This is a genomic window from Aeromonas allosaccharophila, assembly GCF_000819685.1.
In the GTDB taxonomy this organism is placed as follows: domain Bacteria; phylum Pseudomonadota; class Gammaproteobacteria; order Enterobacterales; family Aeromonadaceae; genus Aeromonas; species Aeromonas allosaccharophila.
The window spans coordinates 40,881-56,389 of sequence record NZ_CDBR01000049.1 but is presented as its reverse complement, the minus strand read 5'-3'; the positions used below and the strand labels follow the sequence as shown (position 1 = coordinate 56,389).

17 protein-coding genes are annotated in these 15,509 nt (G+C 60.9%); 14 read left to right on the top strand and 3 right to left on the bottom strand.

From position 1 onward, the window contains the following. Nucleotides 1-2 precede the first annotated feature (2 nt). From BN1115_RS09685 to BN1115_RS09675, 3 genes are read left to right on the top strand one after another with little or no spacing between them, the layout of a single operon-like run. Nucleotides 3-623, top strand: a complete 621-nt coding sequence (locus BN1115_RS09685; protein ID WP_042656996.1) for a TetR/AcrR family transcriptional regulator — start codon at nucleotides 3-5, stop codon at nucleotides 621-623. Continuing rightward, a complete protein-coding gene (locus BN1115_RS09680; RefSeq protein WP_042057858.1) occupies nucleotides 604-1,122 on the top strand; it encodes a hypothetical protein in 519 nt (172 codons plus the stop codon). Before BN1115_RS09685 ends, BN1115_RS09680 begins: the two co-directional genes overlap by 20 nt. 18 nt (nucleotides 1,123-1,140) lie before the next feature. Next, on the top strand, nucleotides 1,141-2,325 hold the full coding sequence (locus BN1115_RS09675; RefSeq protein ID WP_042656985.1) for an iron-containing alcohol dehydrogenase: 1,185 nt from the start codon (nucleotides 1,141-1,143) through the stop codon (nucleotides 2,323-2,325). 3 nt (nucleotides 2,326-2,328) lie between these two features. Here BN1115_RS09675 and BN1115_RS09670 read toward each other — a convergent pair whose 3' ends face one another. Further along, nucleotides 2,329-2,625 (bottom strand): hypothetical protein, encoded by a 297-nt coding sequence (locus BN1115_RS09670; protein ID WP_128821643.1) that lies wholly within the window; start codon nucleotides 2,623-2,625, stop codon nucleotides 2,329-2,331. A 194-nt stretch (nucleotides 2,626-2,819) separates the two neighbouring features. Here BN1115_RS09670 and BN1115_RS09665 point away from each other — a divergent pair, with 194 nt between their 5' ends. From BN1115_RS09665 to BN1115_RS09620, 10 genes are all read left to right on the top strand, one after another. Then, nucleotides 2,820-3,080: a GNAT family N-acetyltransferase gene (locus BN1115_RS09665; RefSeq protein ID WP_005337747.1), complete on the top strand. Its 261-nt coding sequence runs from the start codon at nucleotides 2,820-2,822 to the stop codon at nucleotides 3,078-3,080. Beyond that, entirely contained in the window at nucleotides 3,067-3,657 is a 591-nt protein-coding gene (locus BN1115_RS09660) for a nucleotidyltransferase family protein (RefSeq protein WP_042656983.1), read from the top strand. The genes BN1115_RS09665 and BN1115_RS09660 overlap by 14 nt, the downstream gene beginning before the upstream one ends. A 71-nt stretch (nucleotides 3,658-3,728) precedes the next feature. Beyond that, nucleotides 3,729-5,552, top strand: coding sequence for a SulP family inorganic anion transporter (locus BN1115_RS09655; RefSeq protein WP_042656982.1), 1,824 nt, complete (start codon nucleotides 3,729-3,731; stop codon nucleotides 5,550-5,552). A 105-nt stretch (nucleotides 5,553-5,657) separates the two neighbouring features. After that, entirely contained in the window at nucleotides 5,658-7,019 is a 1,362-nt protein-coding gene (locus BN1115_RS09650; RefSeq protein WP_042057867.1) for an MATE family efflux transporter, read from the top strand. Continuing rightward, nucleotides 7,016-7,627 carry a hypothetical protein gene (locus BN1115_RS09645; protein WP_042656981.1) on the top strand — a complete coding sequence of 204 codons (612 nt, stop codon included), beginning with the start codon at nucleotides 7,016-7,018 and terminating at the stop codon, nucleotides 7,625-7,627. Before BN1115_RS09650 ends, BN1115_RS09645 begins: the two co-directional genes overlap by 4 nt. A 276-nt stretch (nucleotides 7,628-7,903) precedes the next feature. Further along, a complete protein-coding gene (locus BN1115_RS09640) occupies nucleotides 7,904-8,119 on the top strand; it encodes an HP1242/YdcH family protein (protein ID WP_042057872.1) in 216 nt (71 codons plus the stop codon). Between the two features lie 161 nt (nucleotides 8,120-8,280). Continuing rightward, entirely contained in the window at nucleotides 8,281-9,474 is a 1,194-nt protein-coding gene (locus BN1115_RS09635) for a sugar ABC transporter substrate-binding protein (protein ID WP_042656980.1), read from the top strand. Then, on the top strand, nucleotides 9,471-11,609 hold the full coding sequence (locus tag BN1115_RS09630; RefSeq protein ID WP_042656979.1) for a GGDEF domain-containing protein: 2,139 nt from the start codon (nucleotides 9,471-9,473) through the stop codon (nucleotides 11,607-11,609). Before BN1115_RS09635 ends, BN1115_RS09630 begins: the two co-directional genes overlap by 4 nt. 138 nt (nucleotides 11,610-11,747) lie before the next feature. Then, on the top strand, nucleotides 11,748-12,407 hold the full coding sequence (locus BN1115_RS09625; protein ID WP_042057879.1) for a YceH family protein: 660 nt from the start codon (nucleotides 11,748-11,750) through the stop codon (nucleotides 12,405-12,407). A gap of 85 nt (nucleotides 12,408-12,492) precedes the next feature. Further along, nucleotides 12,493-13,050 carry a HutD family protein gene (locus tag BN1115_RS09620; RefSeq protein ID WP_042656978.1) on the top strand — a complete coding sequence of 186 codons (558 nt, stop codon included), beginning with the start codon at nucleotides 12,493-12,495 and terminating at the stop codon, nucleotides 13,048-13,050. 119 nt (nucleotides 13,051-13,169) lie between these two features. On the opposite strand, the gene azu is transcribed toward BN1115_RS09620, so the two are convergent. Continuing rightward, nucleotides 13,170-13,610, bottom strand: a complete 441-nt coding sequence (azu, locus tag BN1115_RS09615; RefSeq protein WP_042656977.1) for an azurin — start codon at nucleotides 13,608-13,610, stop codon at nucleotides 13,170-13,172. Between the two features lie 336 nt (nucleotides 13,611-13,946). Here azu and BN1115_RS09610 point away from each other — a divergent pair, with 336 nt between their 5' ends. Beyond that, entirely contained in the window at nucleotides 13,947-15,005 is a 1,059-nt protein-coding gene (locus tag BN1115_RS09610) for an FAD:protein FMN transferase (RefSeq protein WP_082034823.1), read from the top strand. A 51-nt stretch (nucleotides 15,006-15,056) separates the two neighbouring features. Here the strand turns inward: BN1115_RS09610 and BN1115_RS09605 are convergent, their stop codons facing one another. After that, entirely contained in the window at nucleotides 15,057-15,365 is a 309-nt protein-coding gene (locus tag BN1115_RS09605; protein ID WP_244152253.1) for an Hsp20/alpha crystallin family protein, read from the bottom strand. Between the last annotated feature and the right edge of the window lie 144 nt (nucleotides 15,366-15,509).

Below are 15,509 nucleotides of genomic sequence, written 5' to 3'. Positions count from 1 at the left end.
CCATGGATCAGACCAGCCCACCGCCACCAGCCATGACCGACAAGCGCCGCCAGATCCTGGATGCCGCCCTCGCCCTCTGCGCCGAAGATGGCCTGCAGGGGGCCGCCACCGCCCGTATCGCCAAAGCGGCCGGGGTGGCCAACGGCACCCTGTTCCACCACTTTCCGAGCAAGGAGGCGCTGATCCTCCAGCTCTATCAGGATGTGAAAACCCGGATGGGGGCCGCCATCCATGAAGCAGACCCCACCCTGCCGCTGTACGACCAGACCCGCCACTACTGGCAGCTGGCGATGAGGTGGATGCTGGCTAACCCCAATGAACTCAAATTCGTGCTGGGCTTCTTTCACTCCCCGCTGCTGGCCAGACCGGCCCGCAGCCAGATCCTGAACGATGCCTTGCGTTTTCTGCCCGCCCTGCTGGCAAAGGGGCAGGCCAGCGGCGAGCTGATGCAGGCTCCCGCGCCACTGTTGCTGGAGGTGTGTCAGGGCCAGTTCCTCGCCTGCGCATCACTGTTTGTCGATCAACCGGAGCTGGGAGAGGACGACTACTGGCAAGCCAGTGCGTTCGCCCTGTTCTGGTCAGCCATCTCAGGAGCCAATCCCCATGCAAACAAGGATGTTTGAATCTGCGGCCGCCCTTGGCCGCCACCTCTGGATCATCACCCTGCTCTGGGTGGTGGGTCGCACCCTCTGCCGCGCCGCCCGCACCGACGAGGCGGTACGTCGCGAATTGGCGCCGTTGCCGGACGGGCTGGCGATCCGCCTCGAAGTGGGCGGCATCGGCTACGCCATGAACATGCACAAGCAGGGTGGCCGCTGGTATCCCGGCGCGCCGGTCGCCCCTCATGCCACCATTCATCCACTGCGGGTGCGCTTCAAGCACCCCAATATCGCTTTTCGCACCCTGAGCTTTCGGCTCGGGGTCAATCAGGCGTTTGGTGAAAACCGGCTGCTGGTGGAGGGGGATCTGACCGTCGCCATGCAACTGGTGCGGGGGCTTGAGCAGATGCAATCCCTGATCCTGCCCGCCTTTATCGCGCGGCCCCTGCTGCGCCACTATCCCGTCCCGACCAACAAATTCGGCCGGGCCTGCAACATCTATCTGGGTCTGGTGACCGGCTAACGCGCAAGGAGCCTTGAAATGAGCCGCTATTACGATTTCTTCTGCCCGGTCAAACTGCTGGCCGGTGAACAGGCGCTGGAGCAGCTGGCCAGCGAGCTGGCCAGCCTCGGGGCGCGTCGCCCGCTGCTGCTGACCGACAAGGGGGTCAATGCCACCGGTCTTGCCACCCTGCTTGCCAATGTGCTGGCCGAGGGGGATCTGCCGGTTGCCGCCATCTGGGACGAGATCCCGGCCGACTCCTCCACCGCTGTGGTAGAGCGGATCGCCAAACGCTATCGCGAGCTCGACTGCGACAGTCTGGTGGCGTTGGGGGGCGGCTCGGTGATCGACACCGCCAAGGCGGTGAACATTCTCACCTCCATGGGTGGCGAACATCTGCTCGACTACTCGGGCGCCGGTTGCCTGACTCGTCCCCTCAAGCCGCTGGCGGTGGTGCCCACCACGGCGGGCACAGGATCAGAAGTCACCTTGGTGGCGGTGATCAAGGATGAGGCGAGCGGGCGCAAGGTGCCCTTCACCTCCCCCTTCCTACTGCCCCAGCTGGCGGTGCTCGACCCGCGCCTGACCCAGGGGCTGCCCCTCAATATCACCGCCGCCACCGCCATGGATGCCATGACCCATGCCATCGAGGCCTTTATCGGCACCGCCAAGAATCCGGTGAGCGATGCGCTGGCCCTGATGGCGGTGGAGAAAATCGCCAGCGCCCTGCCGCAAATCATCCACGATCCGCAGAACAAACAGCTGCGGCTGCAACTGGCAGAAGGCTCAACGCTAGCTGGCATGGCTTTCTCCAACTCCATGGTCGGGCTGGTGCACGCCCTCGGCCACAGCCTGGGGGCCCGTTGCCATCTGCCCCACGGGCTGTGCATGAACCTCTTTTTGCCCACCGTGCTCGACTACAACCGTCCCGAGGTGGATGGCGAATTGGCCCGCCTGCTGCTGCCGCTGGTGGGGGCCGAGCGCTTTGCCGCCACTCCGGCCCACCAGCGAGCGGAGGCGACCATCACAGCCATTCGCACCCTGCGCGACACCCTGTGGCAGGCGGTCAAGCTGCCGCGCACCATGAGCGAAGCGGGGGTGAGCGATCGCTCGCTACTGACCGAGATACGCGATCTGGCGCTCAACGACGGCGCCATGCTGTTCAATCGCAAGGACGCCGACCGTGAGCAGTTACTTACCCTGCTGGAGCGGGCCTGGGCCTAGTGACTAGTCGGCCGCAACCTCACAAATAAACTGGAATGGCGCATCGGGATGGTGCGCCAACAATGTAAAGAGTCGCTCAAAATCCCCTTGGTTATCTTGGTTGTGGCTATACCAAATAGCCCCCGTATTCCCCATCCATAAAGAGAGGCTCTTGGCCAACAAGAGTCGAATTTTTCTATTTTTCCCTGCCGTTTCAAACAGAGCCTTGAGTTCAGGGCTGGATGCATCGGAAACCGAAATCTGCCGCTGATCTGGGCTTTTCTGACTTTGAGCCAACACCTTCCGGGTAACTTTCAACATTACCGTGTCCATTTTTACCTCTTCCAAACGTGCAGATTATTGCCACATCGATTCGTGCCAAGATAAAAGTCAGAGAGCAAGAGCTGGCTCAATAATCCTGATAACAATCGATACATCATCCACTATCTGTTCTATACCTTGGCTAACAGTTATGTTGTGCCGAGAGACCCAACTTTATGCCAGAGGTGCCCACCATGAGCGACATCATTCATCAGGCCAACCAGCAGCAGTTTATCTGTATGGTGGAGGGGAAGGAGTCGAGACTGCGCTACCGGCGGCTCGATGCCAAAACCATCGACGCCTACAGCACCTTCGTCCCTCCCGAGCTGCGGGTACAGGGGATTGCCGATCAGCTGGCGCGCGCCTTCTTCAACTGGACTCAGGCGGAGGGGCTCACTATAGTGCCGAGCTGCCGTTACATTGATGTCTGGTTACGCCGCAATGCCAACAACTGAACCTCTGAACACCGTCCTAGAACAGCAATACCAAGCCAAAACCGAAGCCCTGCTTCGGGCTGATCCGCAGCGGATGGCCTGCCTGCAAGCCGCCGCCGAGCTCAATCTGCCCGACTGGGCGCTGGGAGCCGGTTTTATCCGCAACCTCATCTGGGATCACCTTCACCACAAGGCGGTGCCCACCCCGCTCAACGACATCGACCTGATCTATCTCGATAAAAACGATCCGCAAGGGCTGGCCGAGGCGGAACACGAAGCCTGGCTGGCTAAACGGCTGCCGGGTCAGCAGTGGGAGGTGCGCAATCAGGCCCGCATGCACACGCGGCAGCTGGTAGCACCGTTTGCCAGCAGTCTGGAGGCGCTGAGCCACTGGGTCGAAGTGCCGACCTGTATCGGCGTGCGCCTCACCCGGGATGGCGAGTTTGAGTGGCTCGCCCCCTACGGCTTTGCCATCAACTGGTCGCTGCAAGTGAGTGCCAACCCCAGATGTCGCCAGGACAAACAGATTTTTACCCAGCGCATCAAGGAGAAACGCTGGCAGGCTATCTGGCCTGACCTTCAGGTAAACTGGCCATAACCTGATTGCAATCTTTCGATAACCTTGGGCACACTATGGGAAAAGCTGGTTGTAACTCAATGGGTTAAATAATGCGCGACTTCTTCTCTCTCGAACGCTGGCTACCGGGCCTCGCCGCCCTGCTGCAATACCAGCGCGCCTGGTTGATGCCAGACCTTCGCGCCGGACTCTCGGTGGCGGCCGTGGCGCTGCCCGTCGCCATCGCCTATGCCGAACTCGCCGGGGTTGGCGCCATCGTCGGCCTCTACTCCTGCATCCTGCCCATGCTGGTCTACGCCCTGTTTGGTACCTCCCGCCAACTGATTGTCGGCCCCGATGCCGCCACCTGCGCGGTCATAGCCGCCGTGGTGACGCCGCTGGCCGCAGGCGACCCGACCCGTCACTGGCAACTGGTGATGACCATGACCGCCATGACCGGCTTCTGGTGCCTGATTGCCAGCCGCTTCAAGCTGGGAGTGCTGGCGGATTTCCTCTCCCGCCCGATCCTGATGGGGCTGCTCAACGGGGTAGCCATCACCATCATGGTGGGCCAGCTTTCCAAAATCTTCGGCTTCACCTTTAGCGAACGTTACCTCATCGAGCGGATCGCCAACGGTACCACTTACATTACCCAGACCCACCTGCCGACCCTGGCCATGAGCCTGGTTGCCTTGCTCACCCTGCTGCTGGCCAAGCGCTACAAACCGGCATGGCCCTCCTCCATGGTCGCCATGGTGGTGACCGCCGGGCTGGTGTGGGGTTTCAATCTGGGTCAGTTTGATATTGCGACATTGGGGGCGGTGGGCTCCGGCCTGCCCACCTTCCAGATGCCGGAATTTCCCCCCGGCCTGATGCGGGAACTGGTACTGCCTGCGCTCAACCTGGCCATGGTGAGCTTCGTCTCCATGATGCTGACCGCCCGCAGCTTTGCCGCCAAGAACGGTTACGAGATAGACGCGGACATGGAATTTCGCGCCCTCGGTATGGCGAATCTCGCCTCCGCGGTCTCTCAGGGCTTTGCCATCAGCGGGGCGGATTCCCGTACCGCGGTCAACGACGCCAACGGCGGCAAAAGCCAGCTGGTCTCTATCATCGCCGCGGCGGTGATCGCCCTCATCACCTTCTATCTGACGGCGCCGCTCAAATACATTCCCACCGCTGCCCTCGGCGTGGTGCTGGTGATGGCCTCACTCTCGCTCACTGACTTTCGCGGATTGTGGGCACTGCGTAACTCCGATCGTTCCGCGTTCTGGCTGGCATTGGTCACCTTTATCAGCGTGCTCACCATGGGGGTGATCCCGGGGATCACGCTCGCGGTCTTGCTCGGTTTGTTCCAATTCCTGCGCAATGTGATGCGCCCCACCGATCAGCTGCTCGGCATGGATGACGAGGGGGTGGTACGCACCCTGGGGGACAACGAACAGGCCAAGGCGATCCCGGGTATTCTGGTCTATCGCTTCAACTCGCCGCTGACCTACTTCAACGCCCCCTACTTCAAACGGCGGGTGCTGGCCCTGCTGGTGCAGGATCCCCGAGCCCCCAAGTGTCTGGTGATCGATGCGGTCGCCTGCTTTACCCATCAGGACATCAGCGTGATGAGCATGGTGGGGGAGCTGCACAAGGAGCTGAAACGGCGCGGCATCCATATGGTGATGGCGGGTCGCCACGGCCAGATGACCCACTGGCTACAGCAGGCTGGCGTGCGGGTGGGCAATGAGGGGATCATCCTCTGCCCGGATATGTATCAGGCGCTGCGCCTGACCCGCTGCTATCGCGAGCCGGTGTTCAAGGATGATGCGGTGGTGGAGAGCACTACCGATGCCATCCGCTCCCACTGGCCGCAGGATGATGCCCTGCCTGACTCGGCGCGCCTCACCCTGCCGAGCGAACAGGAGGCGGGTGCCACGCCTGCCTGATCCCTTGGCCGGGCAATCCCCTAAGGATTGCACCGGCCTTTACCTTGGTGTTAAATGCGCCCCCAGAGGGCACTCCCCCGTGCCCTCCCAGCTGTTGGACATGCCATGCAATCTCAATCCCACGCAGGCCCAGGCACCCTCTTTGCGCTGACCTGGCCGCTTTTTATCGATCTCGCCCTGCACTTTTTAACCGGCGCCCTCAATACCTTCATGGTGGGTCACGTTTCCTATCAGGGAGTGGCCGCGCTGGCGGTCGGCAATCAGGTGTTCGATCTCGCCATCACATTGTTCAGCTTCGTCAGCATCGGTACCAGCGTGGTGATCACCCAGTATCTGGGCGCGGGCGATCGGGAGAAGAGCCGGGTGGTGATCCACACCGCCATCGGCTTCAACCTGCTGATCGGACTGGTGGCTGCCATCGGCGTGATGGCGGGGGCCAGCACCATGCTGGCGCTGATGAACCTGCCCGCCAACCTGATGAGCGACGCGACGCTTTACTTGCAGATCATCGGTCTCTGCCTGTTGCCGGAGGCCGCGGCCCTCTGTCTGGCGGCCACCCTGCGCGCCCACGGCCACACCCGTCAGGCGATGTATGTGACCCTGATCGTCAACCTCATCACCTTCGTCGGCAACCTGCTGCTGCTCTACGGCTGGTTCGGCCTGCCCCAGCTGGGGGTCGCTGGCGTGGCCATCAGCACGGTCGCTGGTCGACTGGTCGGCGTGGTGCTGCTGGTGTGGCTGGTAGCCCGCAAGACCGGCATTCGACTGGTGGTGCGCGATATCGTCCACCCCAGCCGCGAGATGCTGGGCAAGGTGCTCCATATCGGCCTGCCTGCGGCGGGGGAGAACCTCTCCTGGATGCTGCAGTTTATGGTGGTGACCGCCTTTGTCGGATTGCTGGGGGACAAGGCGCTGGCGACCCAGTCCTACTTCTTCCAGATCTGCCTGTTTATCCTGCTGTTTGGCCTCTCCATCGGCCTTGGCAACGAGATCATCATCGGCCATCTGGCGGGGGCCAGACAGTTCGATCGCGCTTATCAACAGTTGCTCAAGAGCCTCAAGCTGGGGCTGGCGGTCACCTGCGTCATCGCCGTGGCGGCGGCCCTCAATGGCCGCACCATCATCAGCCTCTTTACCGATGATGCCGACATCATCACCCAGGTGGCGCAGCTGTTTCTTATCAGCCTTATCCTCGAGCCCGGCCGCACCTTCAATCTGGTGGTGATCAACGCCCTGCGGGCCACCGGGGATGCCCGTTTCCCCCTCTACATGGCGTTGCTCTCCATGTGGGGAATTGCCGTGCCACTCTCCTATTTCCTCGGTATCATGCAGGGCTATGGACTGGTCGGTATCTGGCTGGCGCTGGCCTGCGACGAGTGGGTGCGCGGTCTGGCCATGTTCTGGCGCTGGCGCAGTCGTCGCTGGCAAAACAAAATTCTTGTTGAAACAAAAGCGGAATCACAATGAAGAAGATAGGACTCTTGCTGGCTGCCATCCTGCTCAGCCCCCTGGCCATGGCGCAAACTGCCCCTGCCGCTTCCAAGGCTCAAGCCACCCAGACCTGGTATGTGGCCCCCATCGCCATCGATGAAACCAGCGACGCCCAGAAGGCGCTGACCAAGGACTTCATGGCCCAGATGATCAAGACCATCAAGATCAACGAGTACCAGACCGGCAAGGCGGTGGGCAACACCAAGAAGCCCAAGTGGCTGATCCGCACCAAGCTGATGCCCGCCAGCAACGAGCCGCTGGTCGGCAAGAAGCACCCGCAGGGTCTCACCTACGGCAAGGGCAACCCGACCCAGGAGATCGTCGGCGAGCTGCTGATGAACGGCACCTTGGTGGCCCACATCGGTCAGGGCTGGCGTGAGCCAATCGTCCCGGGCACGCCGGTGGCTGACAAGCTGAGCATCGCCAACTATCGCTATGCCATCGGGGATCAGGCCAAGTCGGCGGATCTGGAAGAACTGGCCGCCCAGATTGGCTTTGAAGCGGGCAAGGTGATCCACCGCGATGGCAAGCCACTGCCCGAGAAGAAAAAGAAAAAAGAGCAGGCGGACGAAGAAAAACAGTAACGTCGCCAGCACCCAGACAAAGGGGCCACACGGCCCCTTTGTTGATCCTGACCCCTCACGCCAGCGTCGCCCCTGTTGTGACTTACCGCACAGTTTTGTGCACCATTCAGATTGATAAATCACTTATCTTGTTTTGATTCAACAAGTTATAAATATCCCGCCAAATACTCCAAATGATTGCCCCCAAATTCGATCAGGATCACATTTATCCCCGGCACTAAGGGGTAGCTTTGGTCTTACAGGCACAATCAAACGAAACCAAGGAGGTTCCATTACATGTTCCCAGAGTACAGAGAACTCATCTCGAAACTTAAGAGCAGTGATGTCCATTTCCAGAAGAAGTTTGACTTGCACAACGACCTGGATGCGGAGATTAGAAAGTTGGAAAAGCATCACGCCAGCGACTATAGCGCCGAGGTGAGGGATCTGAAAAAACAGAAACTCAAACTGAAAGAGGAGATATACGACATCCTCAAACAACATCCACACTAGATGCCTCGAAGAATACCCGGATAAGCAATTTATCCTCCAGCCCGGCCCAAGAGCCGGGCTTTTTGTCGTTTCAGTCAATTAGTTGGCGCCCGTGCCTACCGACATTGCCGGTTGTTTGTTACATTTCCCTTTGGAATTCAAGGTATAACGGTGATGGTAACATGAGCATAAAACGATCCTTTTATCATCTCTTGCTGCTTTGCCTGTTCGCATTGAACCAGCCCCTGCGGGCTCAGGAGCCGGAGCTGGAGCTGTGGCACTCCCAGCAGGCCGGTTACGTGATCGACGAGGTGATCGCCCGCTTCAATCAGGAAGGCAACCACAGCGTGCGGGTCACCCAGATCGAACCGGGCAAGATCAAGGCGGATCTCCTGCTGGCGGCGCAAGCCAGGGGGCTGCCCGATCTGATGCTGATCCCGTCCGACTTTATCGGTCTCTATCGCCAGATGACCCTCGCCCCCCTCCCCGCCGAGTGGTTTTCCCCCGCACTGATGGCCAGCGCCCTGCGTTATGTCACCCTAGACAGCCAACGCTGGGGCATGCCCATGATGCAGGGCAACCACCTGATGCTGTTTTACAACAAGAAGCTGGTCTCGGCGCCGGTGACCCAATGGCAGCAACTGGCTGCCATCACTCCGACCCTCAAGGCCAAGGGGGTCTACCCCGTCAGCTGGCCCTATCACGACATGTACTACTTCGCCGCCTTTTTGCACACCTTTGGCGGCTCGCCGGTGACCGAAGGGCGCATCACCCTCGACACCCCGGCCATGGTGCAGGCACTGGAGGCCTACCGCACCGTCGCCAGCGAACAGTGGATCGATCCCGACTGCGACTATGACGCTGCCCTCGCCCGCTTCAACGAGGGCAAGAGTGCCTACCTCATCAACGGAGACTGGGCTTTCAATGATCTGGTGAAAAACATGGGGGATCAGCTGGGGGTCGCCCTGCTGCCCCACTGGCAGACGCGCCCCATGCACTCCATGAGCGGCGCCTACGTGATGGGCGCCTCCCGCTGGGCGATGGACGATGAGGATCGGCAACCCGTCATCAAAGCGCTGATGGCCTTTCTCCAGCGTCAGGATATTCAGCAGTTCATCTATCGACAGGGGGCACTGTTGCCGGTCAATCAGCAGGCCTTTGCCACCATCAGCCACAACCCCACGCCTCGGGAAAAAGTGCTGCTGGAACAGTTCACCCTAACCACCCCCATGCCCTCCGACAGCGCCATGTCCATTGCTTGGCAAGCGATGGATAAAGGATTCGAACGTTTTAAAGAAGGGATCAGTGCCGCCGACACCGCCCGCTACATGCAACAGCTGGCCGATCAGCAGTACCGGCAGGTCAAAGCACCATGAACCATCGCACCGTTCGGCTCGGCCCGACCCTTATCATCATCCTGTTCACCGTGGCCCTGCTGCCGGCGCTGCTGGCCAGCGTGGTGCTGCTGACCCGCCAGCACCAGATCATCGCCCAGAGCGAACAGTCACAGCTGGAGCGGGCCCTCACCAGCATGACCCGCGAAGCCCGCTTTCGCAGCGAGATGATCGGCACCCAGATCAATCAGCTCAGTCAGGATCGGGTGCTCCATCAGGCCCTCGACAACTTCCTCTTCTCCAGCCATGCCCGACTGGCACTGGCCGCCTTCATCAAGTCCAACAGCCTGCTCACCTCGGCCTACCTCATCGATGACAAGGGGCTGGTGGTGGAGTACATCAATGGCCAGGCTTCCCACCTCGAATCGAGCAATCTGATGCCGCAGCTGATGGCCTGGAGCAAGACCCGCGAGGCGAAACAGGGCAAGCATCTGCTGCTGCCCGTCGATGATCCCGTGCTGGTCGGCGATATGGAGCGGAACCGCAGCGGCGGGCTGGCACTGGTGGCCCCCATCTATCGCAATCACCAGCGCGCAGGGGTGATGCAGACCCCTTCAGGCTTCGTGATGGCCATCCTCCCCTGGCGACAGATGGCCCAACTGCTGGAGCCCTATCTCAAGGGGAGCGAATATCTGGTGATCTCTCAGGGCAAGAACCGTCTCTACGAAGGGGCTCACCAGAGCGCCAACGCGATGGATGACAGGGAGCCAAGCAAGATGGCGCAACCCCTGGTCATTGGCTGGCCCCAGTTGGAGCAGGAGATCACCCCCACCATCACCCTCTACAGCTACAGCGATGACAGGGTCAGCGAGCTCAACAAATCCCAGCAGCTGCTGACTGGCAGCATTGTCGGCATGTTGCTGCTGGTAGCCATAGGCTGCGTCTGGCTCACCCGCTGGCTCACCCGACCGCTGCGCTCGCTGGCCGCGCTGGTGCGCAGCTATGGCAAGGGCAACTACCAGCAACAGCAGGCACCGCTGCGCTTTGTCGAGTACGACGAGGTGCGCCAGCTGCTGCAGGAGATGGCCAGCACCATCTCGGCCCAGGTGCGGGCGCTCTACCAGCAAAACGAACAGCTGCAGCGCGCCAATAGCGAGAAAGAGGCGTTCAACCAGCGGCTGCTCGGCTTCAACGACGAGCTGGAGCAAGAGGTGGCCTCGCAAACGACCGCCCTGCGCTCGGCCCTTAGCCGGGAGGAGCGCAGCCGCCATATCCTGCAATCCTGGCTGCAGTTCGGCCTGCACCAGCAGCTCGATATCGATATTGCCGAGCTGGCCAGCTCCGCCCTGTTGCAGCTCTCCCAGCTCTATCCCGGCCACCGCTGGGGGCTGGTGATCCGCCGCGACGGAGAGCCTCACTACTCCCTGACCCAGGGGGTGGATGCCCCCTTGCGGGATGCCCTGCAGGAGAAGCTGGCCCAGCTGATAGATGAAGAGATCAGACACTCCGAATGCCAGTGGGATAACACGCTCTGGAAGATCATGACCCTGCCCGGCAGCCAGAGCGGCGTGCTGTTTGGCTATCTGATGGTGAGCGCCGAAGGGCTGGAGTCCGAAGACAGGGCCATCTTGCGGCTGTTTGCCAAGCAGCTGGCGGTGGGCATCGAGGGGCGACTCTTTACCGATGAGCTGGCGCGGGTCGCCCGCACCGACAACCTCACCGGGCTGCCCAACCGGCAGGCGTTCGAAGAGGCCTTCCATCACTATCAGGCGGTGCTGGCGCACCATCCCGAGCGCCACCTAGCCCTCTTCATGCTCGATCTCAACGGCCTCAAGCGCACCAACGACCAGTATGGGCACGAGGCGGGCGACGCCCTGCTGATCCAGATGGCTCGCCAGCTGCGCACCCTCTGCCGTCAGGATGAGAAGATCTTCCGCATCGGTGGCGACGAATTCGTGCTGCTGGCGGAGGCCGATCACCTTGCCAGTCAGCGGCTGGCAGCCCGACTGGAAGCAAGCCAGCACCACGCCATCGTGCAGCATGGCGAGCACAGCTTCCCGCTGCGTTTTGCCATCGGCTGGAGCAGCAGCGACCAGACCCCGCTGGCAGAGCTGAGTCGGGTAGCAGACGATGCCATGTATGCCGACAAGGCGCGCTTCTATCAGGAGCAGCAGTAAAACCGGATGCCTCCGGCGTTGGCGAGCCTTTCGCCAACCCCCTGATGACCTCGCAAAAATGGCGCGCAACGCTAGACGCGGCGCGGGCCATGACTAAGATAGGGGCTCTTGATGTTTCGATTCGGAAGGGAGTAGGAAATGGAGTTAGTACTTGGCCCGCTGGAGGCCCGCGTCATCGGCTGTCTGATTGAAAAAGAGATCTGCACCCCGGATCAATATCCCCTCTCCCTTAATGCGCTGGTCAACGCCTGCAACCAGAAGAGCAACCGCGAGCCGGTGCTGGAGCTCTCCGAGCTCGATATCCGCGCCGTGGTGGACGAGCTGATCCGCAAGCGGCTGGTGGTCAACACCGCCGGTTTCAACGCCCGGGTACCCCGCTACCAGCACAGATTCTGCAACACCGAATTTGGCGAGCTGAAATTCAGCGCCCAGGAGCTCGGCATCGTCTGTGAACTGCTGCTGCGCGGCCCGCAAACCCCGGGGGAGCTGCGCTCGCGCACCAACCGCCTCTGCAGCTTTGATGATGTCACCGAAGTGGATGCGGTGCTCGGCGCCCTTATCGAACGTGGCCCCTACGTGGTCAAGCTGCCGCGCGAGCCGGGCAAGCGCGAATCCCGCTACGCTCACCTGTTCAGCGGCGAAGTGGATATTCAGGCGATGATGGATGCCGCTCCGGCTGCGGCCTATGCCTCCCCTGCCGCCGATCGCCTGAGCGAGCTGGAGCAGGAGGTGAGCGAGCTCAAGAGCCGTCTCGCCGCCATGGAAGCACGGCTGGCCGCACTGGATGGTCAGGGCTGATCGCCTTTACCATCGCCAATCTCTATCAGGGAGCCGGGGCTGATGTCCTCGGCTCCCTGCGTTTTTTCATCGTGAGGAAGTGCCCGTGATCACCCTGATTAAAGAGTCTGACCACCAGAAGATGCCCTGGAAAAACCAGCAGGGCACCACCAGCCAGATCCTCATCTCCCCCAAGGGGACGAGCCTTGCCAAACTCGACTTTGACTATCGACTGAGCTCGGCCCCCATCAAGAGCGCGGGCCCCTTCTCCCCCTTTCCCGGCTATCAGCGCATTTTGCTGCCGGTGAGCGGGGCTGGCTTTGTGCTCAACGGCCACCCCTACGCCACCTTCGAGGCGGCGCACTTTAGCGGCGATGAGGAGACCCACTGCGAGCTGCTGAAAAAAGAGGTGACCGATCTGGGGCTTATCTACCATCCGGATCGCATCAGCGCCAACGTGCGGGTACTGAACCTCCCCTTCCCGCTGACCCTTACCCTCGAGCCAGAGAAGACCTACCTCTGTCACCTGCTGAGCGGCCAGCTGACCGTGCAGGACAAAGAAGTGGCCATCAACGAGACGCTGGTGGTGACCGGCGAAAAGAGCATTCACTTCGAATGCCAGAAGAAGACCGCCATCGCCTTCTTTACCCTGCAGGCTAAATAGCGCGAAAGTCGGCGGGCATGCAGCCATGTCATGCCAGGCCACACAAACAGCAGAGATGAAAAAGCCGGGTAATCCCGGCTTTTGCTATTGAGGCAACCGGCTCGATGCCGGTTATCGCCTTAGTTGACCTTGAAGGCGCCCTTCATCATGGCGAAGTGGCCGGGGAAGGAGCAGAAGAAGGTGAGATCCTTGCCCGCCAGACCGTCGGTCTTGAAGGTAACGCTGCTGCTCTCGCCACCGCCGATCAGCTTGGTGTGTGCCAGTACACGGGGATCATCCTTGGGCAGATAGTCATTCTCGGCACCGGCGCTCATCCCGGCAGTCGCCACGGTCTGATAGTCGGCGGTGCTGGCCAGCACCCAGTTGTGGCCCATGGCGGTAGCAGGCAGCTTGCCGGTGTGGTTCAGGGTGACCGTCACCTCTTTGCAGGTGGCCGGCACGCTCATCTCTTTGAGGTTGTACTGCATGGCATCATTGCCTTCGATGACCAGTGCACACTCATCCGCCAGCACGGGGGCAGCCAGGGTACTCAGCAACAGCAGGGTAATCGCCTTTTTCATCATCTTCTCCTTTGATTGGCAATGGATGGCAACGACTTGGCGGATGCGGTTAACGCTTCGCAAAGATGCCGTCTAAATCAACCTTCATTTTACTCAATTGTCTTCAATCGGCTATGGCTTTTGGCCAAAGCTGCGGGCCAGGTCACCAGATGGTGCTGCACTCGCCAATATCTCCCCTCACGGATGGACGATACGACCCGCTCCAGCCACAGGTTCAAAACTGTTTAATTTTTTCTGCCCTTTTCCCTCCAATTGCGCCTATCAGGGCTCGCCCAGCGGGCGCCCCTTGGCTAAGCTAGCGCCCCGATATGAACCTTCTCCAGATGAGAGCGCCGGATGATTGCGATGACCCCCGTGGCGGCCCTGCGCGGCCTGCTGCTGACCCTGCTGCTGGCGCTGGCCGGCTGCCAGCCCACCCCGCCTGCCCAGACCCGCATTCAGGGCAAAACCATGGGCACCTACTATGTGGTGACCCTGAGCGATAACTACCCCGGTGGGGAGCCCGCCCTCAAAAGCGACGTAGAAAGCTTGCTGGCCCGAATGAACAAGGAGATCTCCACCTACGATCCGGGCTCGCTCATCTCCCGTTTCAATCAGGGGCCAGCCAACACCCCGTTTGCCATTCCGCCCGCCATGGCCATCATCGTCCAGCAGGGCCTTGATGCCGGTCGGCTGACCGACGGCAAGCTGGATGTGACCGTGGGGCCTCTGGTCAATCTGTGGGGCTTTGGCCCGGACAAACGGCCAGTCAAGCGACCCGATGAGGCAGCCATCGCCGCCGCCCGCCACAAGGTGGGCATCGACAAGCTGCTCCTGACCCCGCAGGGGGATCACTTCCTGCTCGAAAAAACGATACCGGATCTCTATCTCGACCTCTCCACCCTCGGCGAAGGGGCCGCCTCCGACGAGATTGCCGCCCTGCTCGAGGGCAAGGGGGTACACAACTACCTGATCGAAGTGGCCGGTGCGGTGCGCAGCAAAGGCAACAACAGCAAGGGCTCGCCGTGGAGAGTGGCCATCGTCGAGCCCTCCGATCAGCCGGGGGCGTTTTCCGATATCGTCATCCCCAACGGCATGGCGCTCAGCACCGCGGGCAGCTATCGCAACTACTACGAGCTCGATGGCCAGCGTTACTCCCATATCATCGATCCCGCCACCGGCCAGCCGGTCACCCACAAGCTGGTCTCTGCCAGCGTGATCACCCCGACCGCGCTGGAGGCCGATGCCCTCGATACGGCCCTGATGGTAATGGGCCCCGAACAGGCGATGGCTTTTGCCAAGCAGCATAAGCTGGCGGTCTATCTCATCGTCAAAACCGAACAGGGATTCAAGGCAGAGTACACGCCGCAATTTGCCCCTTATCTCGCAGAGAAGCGGGCAGAGAAACGCTCCTGAACATAAGGCCCCAACAGCGGGGCCTTATCATTAGGGTTCATTGATGACGGGTTATTCGATGGTCACCCGATGAGGTGCCGGGGTTTCCACCTGCTTGGGCAGTTGCAAGGTGAGGATGCCGTTCTCGAACCTGGCGCTGACCTTGTCCAGCGCTACCTCGACCGGCAGCTCCAGGGTACGCGAGACACTGCCGAAGTAGCGTTCACTGCGCAGGGTTCGCTCATCCTTGTTCTCGCTGTCAAACTGGCGGATCTCCGCCTTCAGGGTCACCTGCTTGCCATGGATATCCACATGAATATCCTCCTTGGCGACTCCCGGCAGCTCGGCCTGCAACAGATAGTTGTCATCACTCTCTTTCAAATCCAGCCTGATCTGGCTCGGTAGCGGACCCCGTGCAGGGGACGAATATAGAAGCCGGACGCCATATCGCGAAACAGGTCATCGAACAGACTGGTACGGCTCGGTAACAGACTCATTTTTGCTCCCTCCCTGATTGTTCCATGG